The organism is Halorubellus litoreus (assembly GCF_055378595.1).
Map to the genome: position 1 here is coordinate 1,297,877 of NZ_AP043836.1, position 21,204 is coordinate 1,319,080.

Annotated in this window: 24 protein-coding genes and 2 tRNA genes; 10 read left to right on the forward strand and 16 right to left on the reverse strand. The window is 63.4% G+C overall.

The features are described from left to right. Positions 1–110: 110 nt before the first annotated feature. The 4 genes from ACZ48X_RS10665 to ACZ48X_RS10680 form a co-directional block, all read right to left on the reverse strand. Entirely contained in the window at positions 111–557 is a 447-nt protein-coding gene (locus ACZ48X_RS10665) for a DUF7845 domain-containing protein (RefSeq protein WP_336351020.1), read from the reverse strand. Between the two features lie 211 nt (positions 558–768). After that, a tRNA-Phe gene (locus ACZ48X_RS10670) sits at positions 769–842 on the reverse strand. Positions 843–900: 58 nt separating this feature from the next. Beyond that, a complete protein-coding gene (locus ACZ48X_RS10675; protein WP_336351021.1) occupies positions 901–1,431 on the reverse strand; it encodes a GNAT family N-acetyltransferase in 531 nt (176 codons plus the stop codon). Positions 1,432–1,523: 92 nt separating this feature from the next. Next, a tRNA-Val gene (locus tag ACZ48X_RS10680) sits at positions 1,524–1,597 on the reverse strand. Between the two features lie 83 nt (positions 1,598–1,680). Between ACZ48X_RS10680 and ACZ48X_RS10685 the strand changes: the two genes are divergently transcribed. Both ACZ48X_RS10685 and ACZ48X_RS10690 read left to right on the forward strand, forming a co-directional pair. Then, positions 1,681–2,211 carry a DUF192 domain-containing protein gene (locus ACZ48X_RS10685; protein WP_336351022.1) on the forward strand — a complete coding sequence of 177 codons (531 nt, stop codon included), beginning with the start codon at positions 1,681–1,683 and terminating at the stop codon, positions 2,209–2,211. A 230-nt stretch (positions 2,212–2,441) separates the two neighbouring features. Next, entirely contained in the window at positions 2,442–4,388 is a 1,947-nt protein-coding gene (locus ACZ48X_RS10690; RefSeq protein WP_336351023.1) for an ABC transporter ATP-binding protein, read from the forward strand. A gap of 194 nt (positions 4,389–4,582) precedes the next feature. Here the strand turns inward: ACZ48X_RS10690 and ACZ48X_RS10695 are convergent, their stop codons facing one another. Together ACZ48X_RS10695 and ACZ48X_RS10700 are read right to left on the reverse strand one after the other, a co-directional pair. Continuing rightward, on the reverse strand, positions 4,583–4,822 hold the full coding sequence (locus tag ACZ48X_RS10695; RefSeq protein ID WP_336351024.1) for a DUF7511 domain-containing protein: 240 nt from the start codon (positions 4,820–4,822) through the stop codon (positions 4,583–4,585). A gap of 117 nt (positions 4,823–4,939) precedes the next feature. Beyond that, positions 4,940–5,128: a DUF7511 domain-containing protein gene (locus ACZ48X_RS10700; protein WP_336351025.1), complete on the reverse strand. Its 189-nt coding sequence runs from the start codon at positions 5,126–5,128 to the stop codon at positions 4,940–4,942. 143 nt (positions 5,129–5,271) lie between these two features. Between ACZ48X_RS10700 and ACZ48X_RS10705 the strand changes: the two genes are divergently transcribed. Further along, positions 5,272–6,009 carry a creatininase family protein gene (locus ACZ48X_RS10705; RefSeq protein ID WP_336351026.1) on the forward strand — a complete coding sequence of 246 codons (738 nt, stop codon included), beginning with the start codon at positions 5,272–5,274 and terminating at the stop codon, positions 6,007–6,009. Between the two features lie 8 nt (positions 6,010–6,017). On the opposite strand, the gene ACZ48X_RS10710 is transcribed toward ACZ48X_RS10705, so the two are convergent. Then, a complete protein-coding gene (locus tag ACZ48X_RS10710) occupies positions 6,018–7,265 on the reverse strand; it encodes an MFS transporter (RefSeq protein WP_336351027.1) in 1,248 nt (415 codons plus the stop codon). A 102-nt stretch (positions 7,266–7,367) separates the two neighbouring features. Between ACZ48X_RS10710 and ACZ48X_RS10715 the strand changes: the two genes are divergently transcribed. Further along, positions 7,368–8,288, forward strand: coding sequence for a DUF7351 domain-containing protein (locus ACZ48X_RS10715; protein ID WP_336351028.1), 921 nt, complete (start codon positions 7,368–7,370; stop codon positions 8,286–8,288). A 126-nt stretch (positions 8,289–8,414) separates the two neighbouring features. Next, positions 8,415–9,191, forward strand: a complete 777-nt coding sequence (gene surE, locus ACZ48X_RS10720) for a 5'/3'-nucleotidase SurE (protein WP_336351029.1) — start codon at positions 8,415–8,417, stop codon at positions 9,189–9,191. A gap of 57 nt (positions 9,192–9,248) precedes the next feature. On the opposite strand, the gene ACZ48X_RS10725 is transcribed toward surE, so the two are convergent. Together ACZ48X_RS10725 and ACZ48X_RS10730 are read right to left on the reverse strand one after the other, a co-directional pair. Further along, positions 9,249–9,662 (reverse strand): DUF5790 family protein, encoded by a 414-nt coding sequence (locus ACZ48X_RS10725; protein ID WP_336351030.1) that lies wholly within the window; start codon positions 9,660–9,662, stop codon positions 9,249–9,251. A gap of 162 nt (positions 9,663–9,824) precedes the next feature. Then, the gene (locus ACZ48X_RS10730; RefSeq protein ID WP_336351031.1) at positions 9,825–10,205 is read right to left on the reverse strand and encodes a dihydroneopterin aldolase family protein; all 381 of its coding nucleotides are present in this window, start codon (positions 10,203–10,205) and stop codon (positions 9,825–9,827) included. A gap of 95 nt (positions 10,206–10,300) precedes the next feature. Here ACZ48X_RS10730 and azf point away from each other — a divergent pair, with 95 nt between their 5' ends. Beyond that, positions 10,301–11,053 carry an NAD-dependent glucose-6-phosphate dehydrogenase Azf gene (gene azf, locus ACZ48X_RS10735; RefSeq protein WP_336351032.1) on the forward strand — a complete coding sequence of 251 codons (753 nt, stop codon included), beginning with the start codon at positions 10,301–10,303 and terminating at the stop codon, positions 11,051–11,053. A 29-nt stretch (positions 11,054–11,082) separates the two neighbouring features. On the opposite strand, the gene ACZ48X_RS10740 is transcribed toward azf, so the two are convergent. Beyond that, positions 11,083–11,550, reverse strand: a complete 468-nt coding sequence (locus tag ACZ48X_RS10740) for an HVO_2922 family protein (protein ID WP_336351033.1) — start codon at positions 11,548–11,550, stop codon at positions 11,083–11,085. A gap of 108 nt (positions 11,551–11,658) precedes the next feature. Between ACZ48X_RS10740 and ACZ48X_RS10745 the strand changes: the two genes are divergently transcribed. Further along, complete coding sequence (locus ACZ48X_RS10745) at positions 11,659–12,084, forward strand: hypothetical protein (RefSeq protein WP_336351034.1); 426 nt, start codon at positions 11,659–11,661, stop codon at positions 12,082–12,084. 86 nt (positions 12,085–12,170) lie between these two features. On the opposite strand, the gene ACZ48X_RS10750 is transcribed toward ACZ48X_RS10745, so the two are convergent. Beyond that, positions 12,171–12,821 carry a DUF309 domain-containing protein gene (locus tag ACZ48X_RS10750; protein WP_336351035.1) on the reverse strand — a complete coding sequence of 217 codons (651 nt, stop codon included), beginning with the start codon at positions 12,819–12,821 and terminating at the stop codon, positions 12,171–12,173. A gap of 148 nt (positions 12,822–12,969) precedes the next feature. Between ACZ48X_RS10750 and ACZ48X_RS10755 the strand changes: the two genes are divergently transcribed. Next, the gene (locus ACZ48X_RS10755) at positions 12,970–13,509 is read left to right on the forward strand and encodes a hypothetical protein (RefSeq protein WP_336351036.1); all 540 of its coding nucleotides are present in this window, start codon (positions 12,970–12,972) and stop codon (positions 13,507–13,509) included. Positions 13,510–14,391: 882 nt separating this feature from the next. Here the strand turns inward: ACZ48X_RS10755 and ACZ48X_RS10760 are convergent. The 3 genes from ACZ48X_RS10760 to ACZ48X_RS10770 all read right to left on the reverse strand — a co-directional run bounded on the left by ACZ48X_RS10760 (position 14,392) and on the right by ACZ48X_RS10770 (position 15,892). Next, a complete protein-coding gene (locus tag ACZ48X_RS10760) occupies positions 14,392–14,658 on the reverse strand; it encodes a hypothetical protein (RefSeq protein ID WP_336351037.1) in 267 nt (88 codons plus the stop codon). 6 nt (positions 14,659–14,664) lie between these two features. Beyond that, complete coding sequence (locus ACZ48X_RS10765; protein WP_336351038.1) at positions 14,665–15,426, reverse strand: hypothetical protein; 762 nt, start codon at positions 15,424–15,426, stop codon at positions 14,665–14,667. Positions 15,427–15,541: 115 nt separating this feature from the next. Further along, complete coding sequence (locus ACZ48X_RS10770) at positions 15,542–15,892, reverse strand: winged helix-turn-helix domain-containing protein (protein WP_336351039.1); 351 nt, start codon at positions 15,890–15,892, stop codon at positions 15,542–15,544. 154 nt (positions 15,893–16,046) lie between these two features. Between ACZ48X_RS10770 and ACZ48X_RS10775 the strand changes: the two genes are divergently transcribed. Next, entirely contained in the window at positions 16,047–17,441 is a 1,395-nt protein-coding gene (locus tag ACZ48X_RS10775) for a DNA methyltransferase (protein ID WP_336351040.1), read from the forward strand. Between the two features lie 141 nt (positions 17,442–17,582). Here ACZ48X_RS10775 and ACZ48X_RS10780 read toward each other — a convergent pair whose 3' ends face one another. Next, complete coding sequence (locus tag ACZ48X_RS10780; RefSeq protein ID WP_336351041.1) at positions 17,583–18,080, reverse strand: SWIM zinc finger family protein; 498 nt, start codon at positions 18,078–18,080, stop codon at positions 17,583–17,585. 206 nt (positions 18,081–18,286) lie between these two features. On the opposite strand from ACZ48X_RS10780, the gene ACZ48X_RS10785 reads away from it, so the two are divergent. Beyond that, positions 18,287–18,511, forward strand: coding sequence for a FaeA/PapI family transcriptional regulator (locus ACZ48X_RS10785; protein WP_336351042.1), 225 nt, complete (start codon positions 18,287–18,289; stop codon positions 18,509–18,511). A gap of 358 nt (positions 18,512–18,869) precedes the next feature. Here ACZ48X_RS10785 and ACZ48X_RS10790 read toward each other — a convergent pair whose 3' ends face one another. Beyond that, positions 18,870–20,375, reverse strand: a complete 1,506-nt coding sequence (locus ACZ48X_RS10790; protein WP_336351043.1) for a helix-turn-helix domain-containing protein — start codon at positions 20,373–20,375, stop codon at positions 18,870–18,872. Positions 20,376–21,204: the final 829 nt, after the last annotated feature.

A 21,204-nucleotide genomic window follows, 5' to 3' on the forward strand; every position in this document is an offset into this window, starting at 1 on the left:
TATTCTGGTTCTTTGAATGTTAATCTCTTCCAGTGGGAGACACTTAAAATCGTGTAAGCCAGAGTGAAAGTGAACAGTCCGTGCTGATAGCCGACGGATATCCTCGGTGGCTACAGTATACTGTTCTCGCCGATAGAAGTGAGCAACTTTACACCCATTTTTAGTCGTGATCCTGAATTCTCTCGGCGAGTGGTTAAGCGGGCAGCAATACTAGAGGGACGCAATGGATGTACTCCTGCAACCCGTAGAAAAGGAGTTTTGTAGACAGATTGCTCGCCGACGGGATCGTCGTCGCTCGCGATGGTCAGTTCAAACTCGCGCATCTCGTCGAGCCAGAACTCGGTCCCGCTCGGGAGCTGCCGTCCGGGATGCTTCAGTCCGGAGTCGCGGTAGGAGAGCGTCGCCTCCCACGTCTCGTCGTCGCGCTCGAAGGTCGCGTTCTGACTGCCACCACCGTCCTTCACGCGCCGGTCGCACGCGAAGAACGGTTCGAGCCCGCGCTTCTCGAAGAGGAAGTGCGCGGCGAACTCGTGGGGTGCAGTCTCGATCAACTGCACCGCCGCTCACCCCCATTCAGAGAACCGGCGAACGAACCCCTCTCTACGGGGGTTGTCGTTCGGGCATGTGAACCGAGAAGTCTATGCCGCCTCCCGGATTTGAACCTCGGTCGCTCACTGCGTTCGCTCCCTGATTCAAATCCAGTCGCTGGAGACTTCGCGGCCGACGGCTCACTCGCTACGCTCGTTCGCGTTGTCGGCCGCAGAAGTATGCCGCCTCCCGGATTTGAACCGGGGACAGCTCGATCTTCAGTCGAGTGCTCTCCCAGTCTGAGCTAAGGCGGCTTACGCTTCTACGTCGGGCGGTTCGTTGTAAAAGGATTTCGAATCGGTGCGGTGTGGGTTAGAGGTCGCCGGTGTGGATGGCTTCGTCGAGCGTGGTGCCGGCGAACGTGATGGTGTCGTCGTCGGTGTGCGTGTAGCCGTGGTCGGCGTAGAACGCTCGGGCGCGGTCGTTCGCGGCGAGGACGGGAACGACCATGCGCTCGAACCCGCGGTCGCAGAGCGCGTCCTCGATGGCGGTGAGGAGGGCGTGCCCGACGCGGTCGCCCCAGTGGTCGGGGTGGACGTAGCACGTGTACAGCGTCGCCTGCTCCGGGGCTGGGTCGGGGTCGCTCTCGCTCGTGGGCGTGGGGCCGCCGCTGGCGTAGCCGACGACGCCGTCGGTGGGGTGGTCGGCGACGAGGAGCGTCGAGGCGTCGCGGAGCACGCGGTTCTCGACGCCGTCCTCGCTGTACCACTCGTCGAGCTGGGCGTCGAGCGCGTCGGCGTCGACGAGGTCGCCGTACGCGGCGTGGTAGGCGTCGTGGGCGACGCGGCGGATGCCGGGGACGTCCCTGAAGGTGGCTGGGCGGACGTCGACGGTGGGATGCATACGCGTACTGGTGTCGCGAACGCCCGAAAAGTGCTTCGCGGCTACGTGAGCGGGTGCCGCGGGTGCCGCGGGTGGTCGCCGCGACCGAGGAGTGGGCACGGACGGAGTCGAACCGTCGGCCTCTTCCTTGTAAGGGAAGCGTCATGACCAACTAGACCACGTGCCCGCAGTCGACGAGAGCGGACGCGTCTTCATACCGCTTTCGCTTGCTTCCGAAGCGCTTTCCTCGTCGAGTGCGTCGATTCGCGCGTGCAACTGGACCGAACGCAGCTCGGGCGAGCGGCTGTCGTGCTCGTCCTCGTCGTGCTCGTCGCCGCGGTCGTCTACCAGCTCGGCGGGTTCGCGCTCCCGTGGGCGACGAACCACGAGGTCGGCGTCGTCTCGGTGACCGACGCCGAATCTGGCGTGGCGTCGTGCGTGGTCGTGGAGGTCGCGGACCGACGCCCGGAACGCATCACGGGGTTGAGCGAGCACGAGTCGCTCGCGAACGGCAGCGGGATGTGGTTCGTGCATCCCCAGGAGGAGGACGTGACGTACGTGATGCGCGACATGGACTTCGCGCTCGACATCATCTACGTCGGCGCGGACGGTCGCGTGAACTCGGTGACGTCGCTCCGCGCGCCCGACCCGGGCGAGGACGGCGAGTCCATCCGCGCGCCGGGCCGCGCGAAGTGGGTGCTCGAGGTGCCGCGAGGGTACGCGGCCGCGAACGGCATCGACGCGGGCGACCGCGTGAACGTGACGTACGGGACGACGAATCGGACCGAGTGCCCGAGCTGACGGCCGCCCGAGTGGAGCGCGACGGTGCGACCGACCGTCGGACGACGCGCCGGTTCCGGCAACCACGACCGCGACCGTGGGACGTTACCGAACCACAGACCGATTTTTTGTACGAGGGTTCGACGAAGCGGCCATGTCACCGATCCAGCCGCGTCCTCCCCGGTCGAACCACCGGCAAGAGTTTCGAAACGTAACAAGCCATAACCGTCCACAGTTCGAGGAGTAAGTCAATGGAACTCGACGACGCCGACGACGACCCGTTCGAAGAACAACGCGAGCAAGCCGAGAACCCGATGAAGCGGTTGTTCTTCGAGTACGGCGCGGAGAACAAGCTCGCGTTCGTCGTCGGCCTGCTCTCGAGCGTCGTCGCGCGCCTCCTCGACCTGATGCCGCCGGTCATCCTCGCGATGGCGCTCGATACGACGTTCAACCCCGACGGCGACCAGCAGTTCTCGCTGTGGCTCGTCCCCGACGCGTGGCTCCCACTGAACGACCCGGAGGCGCAACTCATGCTGTCGGCGGGCCTCATCGCGTTCGGGTTCTTCGGCGGGGCGGCGTTCCACTGGACGCGTAACTGGGGGTGGAACAGTTTCGCGCAGCACATCCAGCACGCGGTCCGTACGGACACGTACGACAAGATGCAGCGGCTGAACATGGACTTCTTCGCGGACAAGCAGACCGGGGAGATGATGTCCATCCTCTCGAACGACGTGAACCGCCTGGAGCGATTCCTGAACGACGGCATGAACTCCGCGTTCCGCCTCTCCGTGATGGTGCTCGGTATCGCCGCCATCCTCTTCTACTACAACGCCCAGCTCGCGTTCGTCACGCTCGTCGTCGTCCCCCTCATCGGGTACACGACGTACAAGTTCGTGAACATCATCCAGCCGAAGTACGCGGACGTCCGCTCCTCTGTCGGCCAACTCAACTCGCGCCTGGAGAACAACCTCGGTGGCGTCCAGGTCATCAAGACGTACAACACGGAGGACTTCGAGTCCGACCGCGTCGACGACGTCAGCCAGGAGTACTACGACGCGAACTGGGACGCGATCAACACGCGCATCAAGTTCTTCCCCGCGCTCCGCGTGCTCGCGGGCGTCGGGTTCGTGGTGACGTTCTTCGTCGGCGGGCTCTGGGTGTTCAACACGCTGAACGACCAGCCGGCGCCGTGGATATTCACGGGCGAACTGTCGCCTGGCGAGTTCGTGGCGTTCATCCTCCTGAGTCAGCGGTTCATCTGGCCGATGGCGCAGTTCGGGCAGATCATCAACATGTACCAGCGCGCTCGCGCATCCTCGGAACGCATCTTCGGGTTGATGGACGAGCCGTCGCGTATCGCGGAGGACCCGGACGCGAGCGACCTCGTCGTCGACGACGGCGCGGTCACGTACGACGACGTCTCGTTCGGGTACGACGACGACGAGACCATCGTGGAGGACATCGACTTCGACGTCGACGGCGGGGAGACGCTCGCGCTCGTCGGCCCCACGGGGGCGGGGAAGTCGACGGTCCTGAAGCTCCTGTTGCGGATGTACGACGTGAACGACGGTGGCATCGAGATCGACGGGCAGGACCTCCGTGACGTCACCATCCCGAGTCTCCGCCGCCACATCGGGTATGTGAGCCAGGACACGTTCCTGTTCTACGGGACGGTCGAGGAGAACATCACGTACGGGACGTTCGACGCGGACCGCGAGGACGTCGTGGAGGCGGCGAAGATGGCGGAAGCGCACGAGTTCATCCAGAACCTCCCCGAGGGCTACGACACCGAGGTCGGCGAACGCGGCGTGAAACTCTCCGGTGGACAACGCCAGCGCATCTCGATCGCGCGAGCCATCCTGAAGGACCCGAGCCTGCTCGTGCTCGACGAAGCCACGAGCGACGTGGACACGGAGACGGAGATGCTCATCCAGCGCTCCATCGACGAACTCGCCGAGGACCGCACGACGTTCGCCATCGCGCACCGCCTCTCGACCATCAAGGACGCCGACCAGATCGTGGTGCTGGAGGACGGCCGCATCGTCGAACGCGGCACGCACGACGACCTCATCGCGAACGACGGCCTCTACGCGCACCTCTGGGGCGTCCAAGCCGGCGAGATAGACGAACTCCCCGAGGAGTTCGTCGAACGCGCGAAGAACCGCGAGAACCGGATCGAAGTCGACCAGGACGACTGACGGACTCCTCTAGCATACGGCCGCCCCCAGGCGGCCGTTTCTCGCTGTCATCGCCCCCAGGCGGCCGTTTCTTCGGTATCCCGCCACCCAGGCGGCCGTTTCTTCGGTATCCCGCCACCCAGGCGGCTGTTTCTCGCTGTCATCGCCGCCACGACGCCGTTACTGTTCGGTTCCGTGTCTCGGTGATTGCTGTGTCATCGCCACTCGTCGAGGTCGTAGACGAGGTCGGCGTCGACGGTGAGCCACGTTGTGATGATGGTTTCGGCGTCGGCGCTGGCGGGGCAGAGAGTGTATTCGCGGCCGTCGGGGGTGTCGCTGGGGAGTGCGACGAGCGGGGTGTCCTCGGGTTGTGGGTCGTGCGGGGTGTCGTCGGGGATGCGTTCGGCAGCGGTGATGCTGCGGTCGGCGTCCGAGTTGGGGGCTGGGGTTGGCATCGTGGCTCGCCTCGTTCCGTACTTCGCCGCGGCACCGGATATAAAAGACCGGTCGTTCCCAGTGGGTGAGAGCGAACTGTCACGTTCCTCGGCGTCGTTCGCGGTTGCGAGCGGGAGTCACCGCCAGTCGGTGGCGTCGACGACGGCGTCGGCGTCGACGGTGAGCCACGTGGTGACGAGGTCGTCGTCGCCGGCGCACGCCGGGTACACCGTGTACTCGTCGCTGTCGGCGTCGTGCTCGCCGGAGAGGGCGGTCGGCTGGTCGCCTGCCGGTCGCGCGTCGGCGCGTTCGACGGTGCGCGTCATACCTCGACGTTGGCGTCGAGTTTACGTAGGTTCCCTGCCGAAACGAATAGGGTCGCGCGGGGGTGGCGTCGCGGTCGCGTCCGCTGCACGGGAGTCGACGGTGGGGCGTGCGTTTCTTGCGACCGGGGGGCGACGGTGGGGGTATGGACCTGGCGGATGCGACGTGGACGGACGTGCGCGAGGCCGACCCGGTGGTGGGCGTGGTGCCGGTCGGGAGCACGGAACAGCACGGGCCGCACGCGCCCCTCGGAACGGACGCTATCGCGGCCGAGGCGGTCGCGGAGGCGGGCGTCGAGGCGTACGAGCGCGAGCACGACGGCGAGGCGCCGGTTGCGCTCGCACCGACGATTCCCGTGGGGGTCGCCGAGGAGCATCGGGCGTTCGCGGGGACGCTGTGGGTGTCGCCGGACACGTTCCGCGCGTACGTCCGCGAGACCGCGGAGAGCCTCGCGAGTCACGGCGTGGACGCGGTCGTGGTCGTGAACGGGCACGGCGGGAACGTCGACGCGTTACGGGAGGTGACGGCGCGCCTCTCGCGGGACGGGACCGCTGTGGCGGCGGCGTTCACGTGGTTCGACGTCGTGGACGCGGACGTCCCGATGGGGCACGGCGGCGGACGCGAGACCGCCTTGCTGCGGCACGTCGCCCCGCACCTCGTCCGGGAGGACCGCGTCGAGGGGGCCGCGGAGGGCGCGAGCGAACGGTGGGGTGACTGGGTCGCGGGCGTGAACGTCGCCCACGATACGGACGCGTTCAGCGCGAACGGCGTGGTCGGCGACCCGCGCGACGGCGACGCCGCGACGGGCGAGGCGATGCTCGACGACGCCGCCGACGCGCTCGTTCGCGTGCTCGACGCACTCGTCGAGCGAACGAGCAACTGATCGCTTGGTCAGGCGCGGGCGGGGTCCGCGTCGGGCGTGCTGCGGAGCGCCGCGACGCCGCGAACGACGAGGACGCCCGCGGCGAGGAACGCGCCGAGGCCGGCGACGGTGGCGAGCGGGCCGAGCGCGTCGGCGACGACGCCCCCGACCGGTTTGAGGACGAGGCGGACGGTCCCGTAGCACATCGCGGCCGCGGAGAGGCCGGTCGCGCGGCCGACGGAGTCGACGTGCTCGTTCAGGTATCCGCTCGCGACCGGCGCGAGGGCCTCGCGAGCGCCTTTCATCGCGACGAACGCCGGCACCGCGAGCACGGGCGCGACCGCCGCTGGAACGACGAGCGCGACGCCAACGACCACGGGGAGGCCGACGAGGACGCCCGCGGTCCCGACGGTGCGTTCGAGGCGGTCGGCGTGATAGCTCGCGACCGCGGCGACGACGGAGAATCCCGCGTAGAGTGGCCCGAGCGCGAGTTCGGAGAGGCCGACGGCGTCGACGGCGATCGGTTGGACGTACGTGTCGGCGGCGCCGACGACGCCGAAGCACAGCGCGACGCCGACGACGACCGAGCGGACGGGCGGGCGGAGGAGTTGGGTTCGGACGATGCGAGCAGCGTCGCGCACGCCGAGGTGGTCGCCCCCGGCGTCGCCGTCGCTGTCGCCCCCGGCGTCGCCGTCGCGGGTGGCGTCGACGCGTGGCATCGAGAGAAGGACGGGTATCCCGAGGGCGTTGACGGTGCCGCCGACGAGGAACGGGAGGCGTGGGTCGGCGGCGTAGAGCACGCCGGCGGCGAGCATGCTGGCGGCGCTGACAATCATGTTGACCGCGCCGCCGCGACCGCGGACGCGCGTGAACGCGGACGCGTCGAGTCGGTCGTCGAGGACGTCGTAGAGCCAGGCGTCGCCCGCGCCGGACGTGAACGCGCCACCGACCGCCCAGGCGACGTAGAGCGCGACGAACCCCGGGAACGTCTCGGCGAACGCGAGCGCGTACACCGAGGTGGCGCGGGCGACGGCGCCGAGCAGGAGGCTGTTCCGCCGGCCGACGCGGTCGCCGACGTACCCCGTCGGGAGTTCGCCGAGGACCGAGACCGCGGCCGAGAGCGACCCGAGGAGCGCGATCTGCGTGTACGAGAGGTCCCTGGAGAGCAGGAAGACGGTGAAGATGGGCCAGAAGAACCCGAACGTGGCGGTCGCTCGGTACGCGTAGTACGTCGCGACGACCCTGGGCGGCCGCGAGGGCAGCGAGGGCGTTCGCATCGGACCGAGACACGTGCTGGTGGTTTGTAACCGTAATCTACCCCGCGTTTTAGTAGGCTATTCGACAGGAACGGATTTGTGGTTGGGCCCGCGAGGGCGCGTATGGACGCACCCGACGCGCCGCGGACGGACGCAGCCGACGCGACGGCGGACGCGTTCGCGCTCGTCGGGAACGAGCACCGCGTCGCCATCCTCCGCGCGCTGCTGGCCGCGCACGCCGACCCCGAGACGCCGTACCCGACGTCGTTCGCGACCCTCCGTGAGCGCGCTGGCGTCGACGTCTCCGCGCAGTTCGCGTACCACCTCGACGCGCTCGTCGGCGCGTTCGTCGCGAAGACCGGCGACGGCTATCGACTCCGCTACCCGGGGTGGAAGGCCGCGGCCGCGCTCGCCGCCGGGACGTACACCGACCAGCGCGCGTTCGGCCCGACGGCGGTCCCGGGCGAGTGCGCGCACTGCCGGGTCGCCGCGCTGCACGCGAGCTACGGCGACGCGTGGCTCACCGTCGCGTGCCACGGCTGCGAGCGCGTCCTCACGCGCTACCCGTTCCCGCCCGGGGCCGCCGCCGCGCACCTCGACGACGGCGGCGTCGACGCGCTGCTCTCGGCGTTCGACGACCGCGTGCGCTCGCACTTCGCACTCGCCGTCGACGGCGTCTGCCCCGAGTGCGCCGGACGCACGCGGACGGCGCTCGCGGCCGTCGACGACGACGCGAGCGCGAGCCAGACCGCAACCCGCGGCGACGGGCACGCCATCCACGCGGTCGCGGACTGCGAGACGTGCGGGAACCACCTCACGCTCCCCGTCGGCTGCGCGCTCCTCGCCGACCCGCGGACGCTCGCGCTCGCCGCCGACCGCGGCGTCGACCTCGTCGACCGCCCGTACTGGCGTCTCCCGGAACTCGTCGGCGACGCGCACGTCGACCGAACCGGCACCAGCCCGCTCGAAGCGACCGTCTCGCTCGACGCCGACACCACCGTCACCGTCACCGCCGACCTCGACGTCCGCCACCCTGGCGACTGACCGCGCACGGACTCGCAGGCGCCACGAACCGATACCACGGACTCGCAGGCGCCACGAACCGATACCACGGACTCGCAGGCGCCACGAACCGGTACCTTCTGGAGCGCTCGCGGACTACCGGCGACCATGGCCGCCGACCCGACCGTCGTCCTCACGAACGACGACGGCATCGACGCGCCCGGCATCGCCGCCCTCCACGACGCCCTCCGCGACGTCGCGGACGTCACCGTCGTCGCGCCCGTCGAGAACCAGAGCGGCGTCGGCCGTCGCGCCACCCGCGAGTTCCAGGTGCACGAGCACGACCGCGGGCACGCCGTCACCGGCACGCCCGCGGACTGCGTCGCGTACGGCCTCCATCTGGTCGACGACCCGGACTTCGTCGTCGCCGGCTGTAACGACGGCCCGAACGTCGGCGCCGACAACGTCGGCCGCTCGGGGACCGTCGGCGCCGCCGCCGAAGCCGCGTTCCTCGGGCACGCCGCCGTCGCCGTCTCCGCGTACGACCCCGTCGAAGGCGCGCTCGTCGACCCCGACCGGAGCGCGTTCGACGAAGCCCGGACCGTCACGCGCCGCCTCGTGGACGCACTCGACCCATCGACGCTCACGGAGAGCGACGCGTACCTCAGCGTGAACGCCCCCACCAGAACCACTTCGAGCACGCGCCTGCGACTCACCGAACCCGTCCACGACTACTCGCTGCGCGTCGACGAAGGCGACGACGGCTACGCCGTCACCAGCGCGTTCTACGACCCGCTCCGCCCCGACCGCGACGAAGCCGTCACCGACCCCGTCGGGACCGACCGGCGCGCGCTCGCCGACGCCGACGTCAGCGTCGCACCGCTCTCGGTCACCACGAACACCGTCGACCACGCACCGTTCCGGTCGCTCGAAGACGCCTACTGAGAACACGCCGAACCGCTCGCGACCGCTCGCCGCGTCACGCGACAACCGCCAGGGACGTTACTCGTCGTCCTCGTCCTCGTCGGCGTGGGCGTCCTCGAGCGTACTCCGGAGTTCCGGCACGGTCGACGCGAGGTCGCCGACCTGATCGTGCGCCTCCTCGATCGTCCCGACGAGGTCCTCGACGGTCTCGATGGCCTCCTCGAGGTCCTCGGCGTCCTCGAACGCGTCCGCGCGCTTCCCCATCACGAACGCCTTCTTCGCGTCACGCAGGTGGTCCTCGGCGTCGCCGACGTCGAGCGCCGACCGCAGGCCGTTCAGGACGCCGAGGACGTTATCCGCGTCCGTCTCCCAGACGTCGTCCGCCTCCGGGAGGTTCTCGCGCGCCTTCTCGAGGGCCTCCTCGACGTCCTCGCGCATCTCCGACGCCATCTCGCCGAACAGCTCGTCGTCGTCGAGACTTGCTTGACTCATGCCATTACCGACGCCCGCGAGGAGGTTAAATACCCGCCTGAAAGTGAAAGTGAAACCAGCGTCGAGAGCCCTCATATCCGTCGAATCCGAGTCGTGGACCGACAGCGACGACCGACCCCCATGCGAGGTCAAACGGGACTCCTCGACGTTCCCGTCTGGTGGTCAGTCGCGTTCGACCGAATCGACCTGCATCAGCGGGTAGCCGTCCTGCATCGCCATGCTCGTGTACACCGTCACGTCCTCGTACTCGATGCGCATCGAGACGTCCACGAGCGACCCCGTGAGCTCGACGTAGTCCGCGCCAGCGTCGTCGATGGCGGCCGCGAGCGCGTCCTCGCGGATCGCGACCTGGACGTCCTCGCAATGGGGCTGGTTCTCGATGGCCTCCTCCATCGCCGTCGCGAGACTCCCCGCGCTCGACGGCGACACCGGCGTCCCCGCGAACTGGTGGTAGAGCGACCCGAACTTGATACCCGCCTCGAACGCCGCTTCCTCGCCGGTCGTCGGCGCCGACGCACCGCCCTCGGTCTCCTCGTCGGTCATACGCGGACGGTCGGCCCGGATTCGGAAACCCGTTCGGGTCGCGGCCGGAGCGGAACCGGATTCTTCTTACCCGCGCCAATCATGCCATCAATCGAATGGACGACCCCGTCCTCCTCACCGGCGCTCGCGGGCACGTCGGCACCGCGCTCCTGGACTGGGCCGGCGACGACTACGACTGGCGGCTGCTGGACCGCGACCCGCCGACGGACCCCGACGCGTACCCCGGCGAGTTCGTCGTCGCGGACATCACGGACGAGGACGCGGTCCGCGACGCCGTCGCGGGCTGTGGCGCGGTCGTCCACCTCGCGGGCGACCCGCGGAAGACCGCGCCGTGGTCGTCGGTGCTCTCGAACAACATCGACGGCACGCACACCGTCCTCCAGGCCGCGGTCGACGAGGGCGTCGAGAAGGTCGCGTTCGCGTCCTCGAACCACGCCGTCAAGCACTTCGAGACCGAGCGCAAGCCCGACCTCTACCGCGAGCACGACGACTTCCTGCTCGACGGCAGCGAACTCCCCCGTCCGGGGAACCTCTACGGCGTCTCGAAGGCGAGCGGCGAACTCCTCGGTCGATACTATCACGACGAACACGACCTGAGTTTCGTCGCGGTCCGCATCGGGAACCTCACCGAGGAACACCCGCCGAAGGACTACGAGCGCGGGCAAGCGATGTGGCTCTCCTACCGCGACTGCGGGCACCTCTTCCAGCGCTGCATCGAAGCCGACTACGACTACGAGATCGTCTACGGCATCAGCGACAACGACCGCAAGTACTACTCGCTCCGGAACGCCAAGGAGGTCCTCGGGTACGAGCCGATGGACAACTCCGCGACGTTCCCGGACGCCTGAGCGCTCGCCGGTAGTTCCGACCGCGCCGGTCAGTCCTGCTCTTCGATGGCGGCGCCGGCGGCGTTCCGTTGGACGCTCTGGATGCCGTTCCGGGCGTTGTCCTTCTTCCCGTAGCCTTCGCCGCTGTCGGCGATGATGTTCCCGTTGTCGTGGCGGAGTCGCCATCGCCACTCGCTCGCGCGGTCCGCGTAGAGCTCGAACGTCGCCTGGCTGTCGGGGCCGCCGGCGTCCTCGTCGACGCCGTCGTCGACGCTGGCGTCGGTGTCGACGCCGCCGTCGTTCGCGGGCCACGCGAACTCGAGTTCGTACGTCAGCTGGTCGCCGGTTCGTTCGACGTCGACCTCCAGTTCGGCCTCGGTGGGGAGGTCGACGGCGACGCCGTCGTCGACGGGGGACGGCTCGCCGCGCTCGAACGCGTTCGCGACGCGGTGCAGGTACGCGCCGATCGCTTCGCGTGACGCTGTCCGCGTCGACTTGTGCAGGGTCTCCTCTGGCATGCTCCGGTCGACGCACGCCACACGCATAGGTGTTGGTTCCGTGAGAGTTCTCGCGGCGACCCCCGGGAACGAATGAACGCTAAGTCCGAGCAGCACGTACCCAATCATATGAGTACTGGTAACGAAGCCCATAATTCGGGGTTGACCGACGTGGAGGTCGACGCGCTCCACGAGATAGACCTCGGTATCGAGCACCTCCACCGCGCGCACGGCCACCTCGTCGCGTTCCACCACGCGACCGGCCGCGGCATGGACCACCTCGCCGACGCCGAAGCCCGCCTCCGCGACGCCGGCCACGACGACCTCGCGAACGCCATCCGCGACGACTTCCTCCCGCGTGGCGTCATCGAGAGCACGCACCCCGACGACCAGGGCCGCTGGTCGTACGACATCCTCGAGACGTACCAGGACGCGTTCCTCGACGACATCGTCGCGTTCGGCGAACGCGCCAGCGACGACCTCGCGGACGGCCAACGACACGTGAAGGAGCGAGCGCAGGAGCGCGACTGGAAGCGCCGCGCCGGCGGCGAGTGACTCGACCGCAACCGCGACCGTCCAGCGACCACAGCCCGAGTTTACAGTACACGTAAACCTCGTCGGTGGGTCGTGGTCGAGAGCGCTCAGTCGAAGAGTCCGTCGACGTCGCTCGCGCGGTGGTCGCGGCGCTCGACGTGCTCGCTGAGCCGCTGGTAGACGATACCGTAGTCGTCGTCCGCGGTCGCGAAGTCCACGAGGAACCGTTCGAGCTTCGCGGCCTCGTTCCGGCCGCTCGCGGCGAGGTCGTCCGCCGCCTGCTCGCGGTCGCGGTCCTCGCGAGCGTACGCCGCGGCGCGCTCGACGACCGATTCGTCGAGTCCGCGTTCCTCCGCGAGCGCTTCGGCGACGAGTTCGACCGCGTCGAGGTCGAGGCGGTCGCGCGTCACGCGCTCGCCGTCGACCGCGAGTTCGGGCATCGGGCGGCGTTCGACGACCTCGGGGTCGCTCGCGAGCGTCTCGAGCACGCGCCGCACGAGTGCCACGTCAACGCCCCCGTACGCGTCGGGGACGTCGTCGAGGTACTCGCGCGCACTCGACGCCAGTCCGACGCAACCCACCCAGTTCCGGCCGCGAGCGTGATGCACCGCCGCCGTCAACTGCACGAGCCCCTGCAGGAACCGGCCATCGAGGTCGTCGCGGTCGCTCGCCAACCACGCCGCCTCCAGCGGGTCGTGGGCCGCGTGATAGTACCCGTCGTTGAACAACGCCACGCCCGCACGAACGTTCGCTCGCACGCCACCTCGTACGGCCGCGACGGACAAACCACCTTCCCTCTCGACGGAACCACACAGACTCGGCGACCACACGCCGAGCCCTGACTTCGGTCAATTCGTTCTTTCAGTCAACACAAGACTTCCGCCGGTCGCTCCCTCACGCACAGGTATGCGACGCCGTGCCCTCCTCCGAGCGACGACCGCAACGACCGCCCTCGGTTCCCTCGCCGGCTGTCTCGACAGCCTCGGTGGCGACGGCACCGAGCCCACGACGAACGACACCGACACGACCACGAACGACACCGACACGACCACGAGCGACACCGAGCGAACGACGACGCAACCCGAACTCACCGTGGAGTCGAAGGCTATCGAGACCACGAGTACCGCGTGCGGCGCGAAGAACACCGGTAGCATCGAGTTCACCGACAGCGGCGCAACGGTCACCGGCGCCGTGCAGGCGTCGACGCCCTGCCACGACGCCCAGTTCGTCGCCGAGCGCGTTCTCGGCGGCGTCCTCGAAGTGACGATCGGGACGACCCCGACCGACGCCGACAGCTGCCAGTCCTGCATCGGGCACGTCGAGTACACCGCCACCATCCAGACGAACCGCGACCCCCACTCGCTCGTCGTCGCCCACGAATACACGCCCGAAGACAGCGACGAACCAGTCACCGAGGTCGTCACCGACAAGACCCGCGACGACTGACCGAGTCCCCCACGAGCGCAGCGACCACTACACAATAACCAACTAGCAAGTCCGGACGGAGTCCCCGCGAGCGCCAGCGAGCGGGGGCACGTCCGGACGTGACTGAGTGACTGAACGAAGTGAAGGAACGAAGGAACGTCCGGACGGAGTTCGACGCGAGCACCGCGAGCGTCGAGCACGACCGAGCGCTCACGCTCGGTCGGAGTCCCCACAATCGCAGCGACCACTACACAAACCAACTAGCAAGTCCGGACGGAGTCCCCGCGAGCGCCAGCGAGCGGGGGCACGTCCGGACGTGACGAAGTGACTGAACGAAGTGAAGGAACGAAGGAACGTCCGGACGGAGATTTGAACTGGGCGAGACGGTCGCGCTCACTGCGTTCGCGCGCTGCGACTCGCTTGCTCAAATCTCCGCGCGTCCGTTTTCAGCGGACGCACTCCTCGCTACGCTCGTCGTTGTTGTCCGCTGAAAACGTCCGGACGGAGATTTGAACTCCGGTCCCTGGCTCCGCAAGCCGCCTCGTCACTTCGTTCCGAGGAAGTGATAGTACTTGAATCGGCCCAAGTATGGTGGTCTTGCGAGCCGTGTTTCGGCTGTGACGATAGGTTAGAAGGGGCGAGACTACATAAAACCTACTGCGCTGGCGGTGGCGACAACCACGGTAAAGTCCTATATTAGTTGTAGGGTGAAACCCCCTGGATAGGACCAACTGGAGGGGATGTAATTAGCCGGAAGATGGGGTTTAGCGTCTAACTTTGAGTCACAATCCTCAAGCCAGCTCGTCCTACTTCTCCAGCACCATGTCGAAGTAGTCGTCGTCCATCACGCGCGGGTTCTGGACCTGGTGGAAGTCGTCGAGAACGAACGCGGGTTGCTCTCGATCACCGAGCGAACTTGTACATCACTTGGGCTTCGTCTCCGTTCTCGGCAACTTCTATGCCGGTGTAGCCATGACCGGCGATTGATTCAGGGAGGGGACGCTTCGCCCCGTACATGTAGGGGATGTCAGGCGCACAGCGCACTTCGAGACCCATCGTTTTGATTGCTTCCTCCAAATCATCCAGAGTGAACCTCAACTCTCTGTTTACACCGTTTGCTTCTACTTCATCCTCGAACACTCGCTCGATAACGGTTTTGTACTTGCTCATAGTGGTTTACTCTGACTGGAAGTCGTATTTCCAGACTTGATCGGTTTCCAACTTGTCTTCCCCCTCATCATCTTGGTATACCTCGAACTCGAACAGGTAGAAGTAGCCGTCTTCGTCCAGCTTGACCGCCAGCGTCCGTACCGAATTAGGGTACTCGCTCTTGTCTTGTATCCCCCGAGTGTTGCGGATGAGCTGATTCCTGTTCAATGTCTCACCTTCTCCCTTCGCCTCGACAGCTAGAGCGATGTGACTCCCGTCCTCATCGACGCCGACATACAGGTCGTCAAGTTCGGCCTCACGCCCACGGACACGCATCCGGAGGTGCGATTGAAGATGATAAGTATCGAGTTCCGTGAAATCATCCAGCAGGCCAGCATACCTCACCTGAGTGAGCGCACCCTGCTCGTCTTTCCCGATGTACTTACGGACAGCCTCCGGGAGTACACTGGTACTGGTTTGATGGGTCTCGTCCACGGTATCGGGAACGGGAATCAACTGCTCCGTCTTCGTGAACATGTAGGTCGGATCTTCACCCTCACGTTTGTCATCAATGACAACTGCCGTGTACCCATGCTTAGAGATTTCGTCAGGGAGCGGGCGACGGCTACGGTACGCATACGGGATGTCAGGTACGTTTCCGACGCTTATATCCAAGTCCTCCATCGCCATCTCGATGTGATCTCGATGGAACGGGATCTCTTCTTCTGTGCCGTACTCTTCGGATTGGTGGTCGAACACCCATTTGATGATTGGTTTGTATTTTGCCATCGACACATGTGCCTTGGCAGGGGTGGGTGGTAAAACTAACACAGAGCCGACATATCTGCGAATTTAATCGGCGATAGTCTTCGCAGTTGGTCGTATCTCGAACGAAAAAAGAGAGTTAGCGCGGAGGCGCTACGTCAGATTCACCAAGATAGAAGTGATAGTCGTCAGGCACAACATCGAGCTGCACCATCACACCCTTCTCTTCGTATGCGAGAACGTACTCATCCCTGGGGCGATTGCCGGGTCCACGTTCCCGTGACGATTTGAGCAATCCAGCTTCCTCTAACTGATTCAGCCTCTTCTTGATGCTCTCACTCGTAACCTCAAACTCGTCGTCTAGTTCGGGTGCTGAAACGGGCTGCCGATCACTCACCTCCTTTAGTAACTTCAGTCGGCCTTCTGATTGGAGTGCCTTGAATACCTTCGCCTGACTACGAAAATCTTCTCTGTCGATCTCTTCGCTCATGGTTCAGAATCCAGAAGCTGAAGTTATAATCTCTCGCCAACACCAGAGAGAAAAGTTAGCTATAATACGACTGTCTGCGAAGACGCTCTTGGTATAACCCGAGTGTTTGCGAAGATACTGGCCACCGCTACAATCACAAACTTAAACGCCAACCATGAAGACCACACAAACCAACGAGGCAGATAGCTTGAAGCACCAATCAAATATCGGGCGTCTAGACGACGTAGATATCCACGATTGGTATCGGTTCGTCTACGCCTTCTCAGATAGAGTCATCACAGGCTTAGTCGACGAATTTGATATCGAGCAGGAAGACCTGATTATCGACCCGTTCAACGGGACGGGAACAACCACACTCGCCGCCAAGAAACTCGGTATTGATTGCATCGGCACGGATACCTCACCAGCATCCGTCCTAAGCGCACGCTGTAAGACGAATTGGGACGTAGATCTTGATGACTACCGTGACCGGCGGGCCGACCTTCTAGCCACTGTCGAGCCAATCTTTAAACAGATCTCATCACAGGGGAACACGACACTCGACTCCTTCGGGAATCAAGACAGCGAAGATGTTGACCTGAGCAAGTACGACTTCAGCGAACCCAAGAAGACGCCGAAAGGGTGGCTCTCCGAGAAGCCACTGAAGAAGATGAAGGTCCTGAAGTATCACATCGAGAAGTTGCCTGACGACGATGTGACTGACTTGTTCAAGCTGGCGATGATTGCGATTCTGCCTGAAGACGTGGGTAACGTTCGATTCGGCCCTGAAGCAACCCGTGACCGCAAGCAGGAAGGGGATAAGGACGTGTTCACGATCTTCAAATCGAAACTCGCCGAGATCGAGGAAGATTTGGAGACTGTCCAATCAGCTGTCGAGTCAGGGGACCTTGATCCGGGCGAGACCGAGGTTATTCGTGCAGACGCTCGCCAGCTAGCGAAGACTCTCCGTGAGGAATCTGAGCTACTAAACACGGACAAACACAATGGTGAAGTGGACTATCTCATCACTTCCCCGCCATACCCTGCAGAACACGATTACACGAGAAATCAGCGGCTCGAACTCATTTGGCTTAATGCCGCTGACGACAACAAGGACTTGCAAAAAATCAAGAAGGCGAACATCCGCTCGCACACGAAGAACATCTACGTTGCCGACGATGAAGGCGAACAGGTCGACATCCGAGAGAACGACCAAGTAGACTCGATTGTGTCTGAGATGGAGCAGATCATTGTTGATGAAGACATCTCTCACGGGTTCGGGAAGTATTACCCCCGAGTGATCGAGGAGTACTTTGCAGGGATGCAACACCACTTCGAACAAGTGTATGACTTGCTTGCTCCTGGTGGCAAGGCTGCGTATGTTGTAGGTGACTCCGGTTCGTACTGGCAAGTTGAGGTAGAGACGGCAGAGATTCTCGGTGAACTTGCCGAAGAGCGAGTCGGGTTTGAACCTCCTGAGATCCGTCTTTGGCGCAACATGGCGGCGACGACCGCGGACTACGACGACATTGAAGAAAACATCCTGATCCTGACGAAGCCTGAGGAGTAAACCAACACTCTCCCGATTGTTCGGGGACGGCAGGCACTGTAACTGACAACTCAGATCGTCTCAGTGCATCACTAATAGTGAGATGCTCAAATCGAGGTGTTTCCACAGAGTACGTTACCCCCGGAGGTAGAAGTCGAGACCTCAGAGTTTCAGATGGCGCTTCCCGTCGCGGACGCACTCCCAGCAAGGCATCGTGGACAGGCCAGCACACTCCGCACAATCTTGGTGGTCATCGGCGAGAACGTCCGTGTCCGAGGTTAGCAGGTCCTTCGCGGTCGTGGCACTCTCCAGCGCGTCGGAGTTGGACGCGGGCCTCTCGAAGTCGACCGCTGCATTAAGAACAGTCGGGCCAGCGACCGTCGCGAGCGCGACCTTGTGCTTACAGTCCTTGTCTCCATGGACATCAGCCGGACACTCGCACTCCGCGGGCACAATCACACCCTCGCGCTCCTCGACACCGACCACATACGCATGGTCCTCCTTCAGGTAGCCGTAACTGGCGTTCGTGACTTTGACCTGGTACGGGCCGACGACGGTGAACTCCCAGGACTCCCACGATACTCTTTGACTGGTGCGCGCGGTGAAGGTCAGGTGTTCGACGGCGGTATGCTTTTGACTTCCAGACTTCGTACTTGACATTGGCTTTCTGCTCCAAGAAGGCCAGTCCGTGCGCCTCTAACGCACGGGCGTTTCCGATGATTCACGCCCCGAGGGACCGGCCCTTCTACGTTAATTCCTTAGACGGCAGTAATAGTAAACCTATCTTCTGCCCGCTGACACGCCAGAGTGCGCGCGTTACTCCCTTAGACGGAATCTTTAATCGCCGGAGTGACGACCTCTCACATGTGGGCGACTCGAAACCAGGGCGAAAGCCGCGCGTCACCGACGAGGAAATCCTGGCCGTGTTCGAGGAGACTGACGACCCAGTTCTATCGACAGCTGAGGTAGCGGACGCACTCCCGCTGCAACGGCGGTCTGTGTACAATCGTCTCGTACAACTGGAGGAGGCCGGGCAACTCACCCGGAAACAGATTGGCGGGCGGAACACCATCTGGTGGCTGTCTGACTGAGTGGAAGACAGCGAGAAGCGGCGGGCGACGGGAGGTTGCAACACCAGACGTAATCGGAGGCCGCCAACAAACGTTACATCGTATGAGAATTTTCCCCGAAATCACGTAGTTTCGAAGGGTCAGTAGCACAGTCGCGGAGCACATGACTCCGTGGTGAGCAAGTGTGAATCGGTTCAGTCGGCTTCGCTACGCTCAGCCTCCTTCCCGGTGGAAACCGCTTCGCTTCGCTCGCGCCCTTCTCGTGGAAGTACGTGTGAATATTGAGCGCGGAAATATTTACACTCCCCCCCAACGGCACTACACGGTTCACGAAAGTCTCGCATATAGTCGTGTATATGCCGGACTTTCGAAGACCCTGTCAGACGTCGAAGTTCACATGGCCCCAATCTCCGATTGAGTCGATTCCATGGTCACTCCAGATGTAGGGTCTTCCGCGACCACTTCCACGGCGTGATTTCAGAAACCCAAACTCTTCGAGTCGGTTCAGGTGGGTGCGGACTTGCTGGGGCGATAGCGGTACAGCATCGACAATCTGACTGCACCGCCACTCCCTCTCCTCCAACTCGTCAATTGCGGCGATCACCTTCTTCATCCCCTCTTTTTCACCAACCCAAGTGTGTACTTGCGGGCTAACGGCCTTATATCGGACCCACTCGGGGAGAGCGGAGGTATGCACGTAGACAGTCGCACCGCCTCCATCACGACCGAATCGCATCAGCGCTTGGAGAACAGCCTGCTCTCTCATCCCGTACAGCAGTTTGTTACCGTAGTCACCGAAGTCCACGTTAGAACCGTACTGGTCTTCAGCTCGTGAGAGAGATTTCCCCGCCAGCGCACCCCATTTCTGTAGTTCCTGATCGCCATAGTGCGGGCTTCCAACTACGATTCCGACCCGCTTCTTTCCGAAGTTGTTTATTCCCTTCGTAGCACCGTAGTGAGTCCAATCGTCGACGAGATCGGCAAGACCCAGTTTCTTGTATTGATTGATTGCCCGCCTCGACGAAATGAGCGATGGTAGTTCTTCCTCGATGAGTCCCACCCCCTCGATGAGAGCAATATCCTTCGGCGGGGTGACGTGTATCCCGCTCGAATACGGTTTGACGTTTTCACTCGTGCGTACTACCCGGATTCCGAGACCCTCCTCAAGGTATTCGCCCTTCTCCTCGTCAGAGTGAATTGCTTCGTGGGTAAGCGACTCGCCAAGCAGAAGCCGCCATAGTTCGACAGTAGGTGTTCCATCGAGGGCAATCACACCCTTGGCGTCCCCAATATCGGGCCGAGTAAGGATGGTTACTGATTCGTCAGTAGGGTTGATAGCCCCGACTTGTCCATTGGGGAGCGTAGCGTACTCCCAGCCGTTCTCCAATTCCGTCGCATTGAGAACGACGTAAGCGATTGTAGCAGCATCAACGTGCGCACCACCAGCCATGTCTTCTACAACCTGCACCACATCCCGCTCAGCAAGTATCTCCGTGAGCCACTCCGTTCCTGCTTCGCGTAGGGTGGTATCGGTTCGTTGTTTGGTCAGCTCCTTCTTGAACTGATACGGACTGTCATCGCAGTCGCCCAGTAGTGCGTTCACCGCCTTGGTGACCGTTCCGGTATCGAAGGTCTTCAGGAAAGCTCCATCGGGGAACTCGTCAATGGCTACGAATCGGTCCTTGGTGATATCGGTACCGTAGGGGGACTTAGACGAGTGTGCATGGGTGTAGTATCCAATAAGTACATCATAGTCATCGGGATCGAAGTCCCGTTCCTCGTAGAAGGGACACTTCCCCCCTTCCTGACAAGGTAACGTTTCATCGAATAGGGTATGCGCGAATCTGTGGATTTCACCACCGAACAGCCCCTGATCATCATACACCTTACCGACTCGTTTGGCCCAAGTCGTCCCGTAACCTCCGTTTGCCGTCTCACAATCCCTGTGGAACGATGGGAGGCGTTTGTACGACAGTTCGTGTTTGTCACACCATCCCTCGTACTGCTCATAGAGATCGTGTCGAGCAGTAAGTACAGTTAGAGGGTGTCCGGTATCCGCGGCCCACCTAATCACCCCAGAACTCTTGCCGGTAGACGGGAGTGCCTCAATGAGAACTGGCGTATCCTGGTTGAATCCTTGACTGATTGCTCGGGAACACCGCTCTCTTGCGTCGTTTAGTAACCGAGTGGAGTCGTCACTCGGCGCTACAGTTGTAGTCGTCATTATATATTTAGATCCGTAGAAGTCCCCCACTCGTCAACATCGTTGGTCGCTGAAAACTGCAGACAAGCGATTGACCAAGGCTACGCCTCGGTGGTTCTTCTACAGTAGTATAACTCGGTGAGCGGTATTAACCATGTCGGTCGTTAGTACCCGGTTCAATACCCCAAAGCGCCGGAAACCAGACGTTTAGTAATCAGGCAGTCTCCGGCGGTGTGTCCTAAGAGTCCTGTCACTCATTGGCGGACTACAACGAGAAGGTCGGGAGATCCGTGGAGCGCTGCCTGTTCTTGAGAAATCACACCGTGGACTTCTAAGTGGGTGTCATACTGGTAGTAATCATAGTGGTAATAAGACAGCCTACATGAACACACTCCTCATGTACACTTTTGAGTGTGAGATGCGGCCTTCTCGTTGAAGTACATGGAAATATCTACACGGACTGTAGTGGATAGCAGCTGGTGTACAGTTGTAGTGTGACAGAGTTATAGCA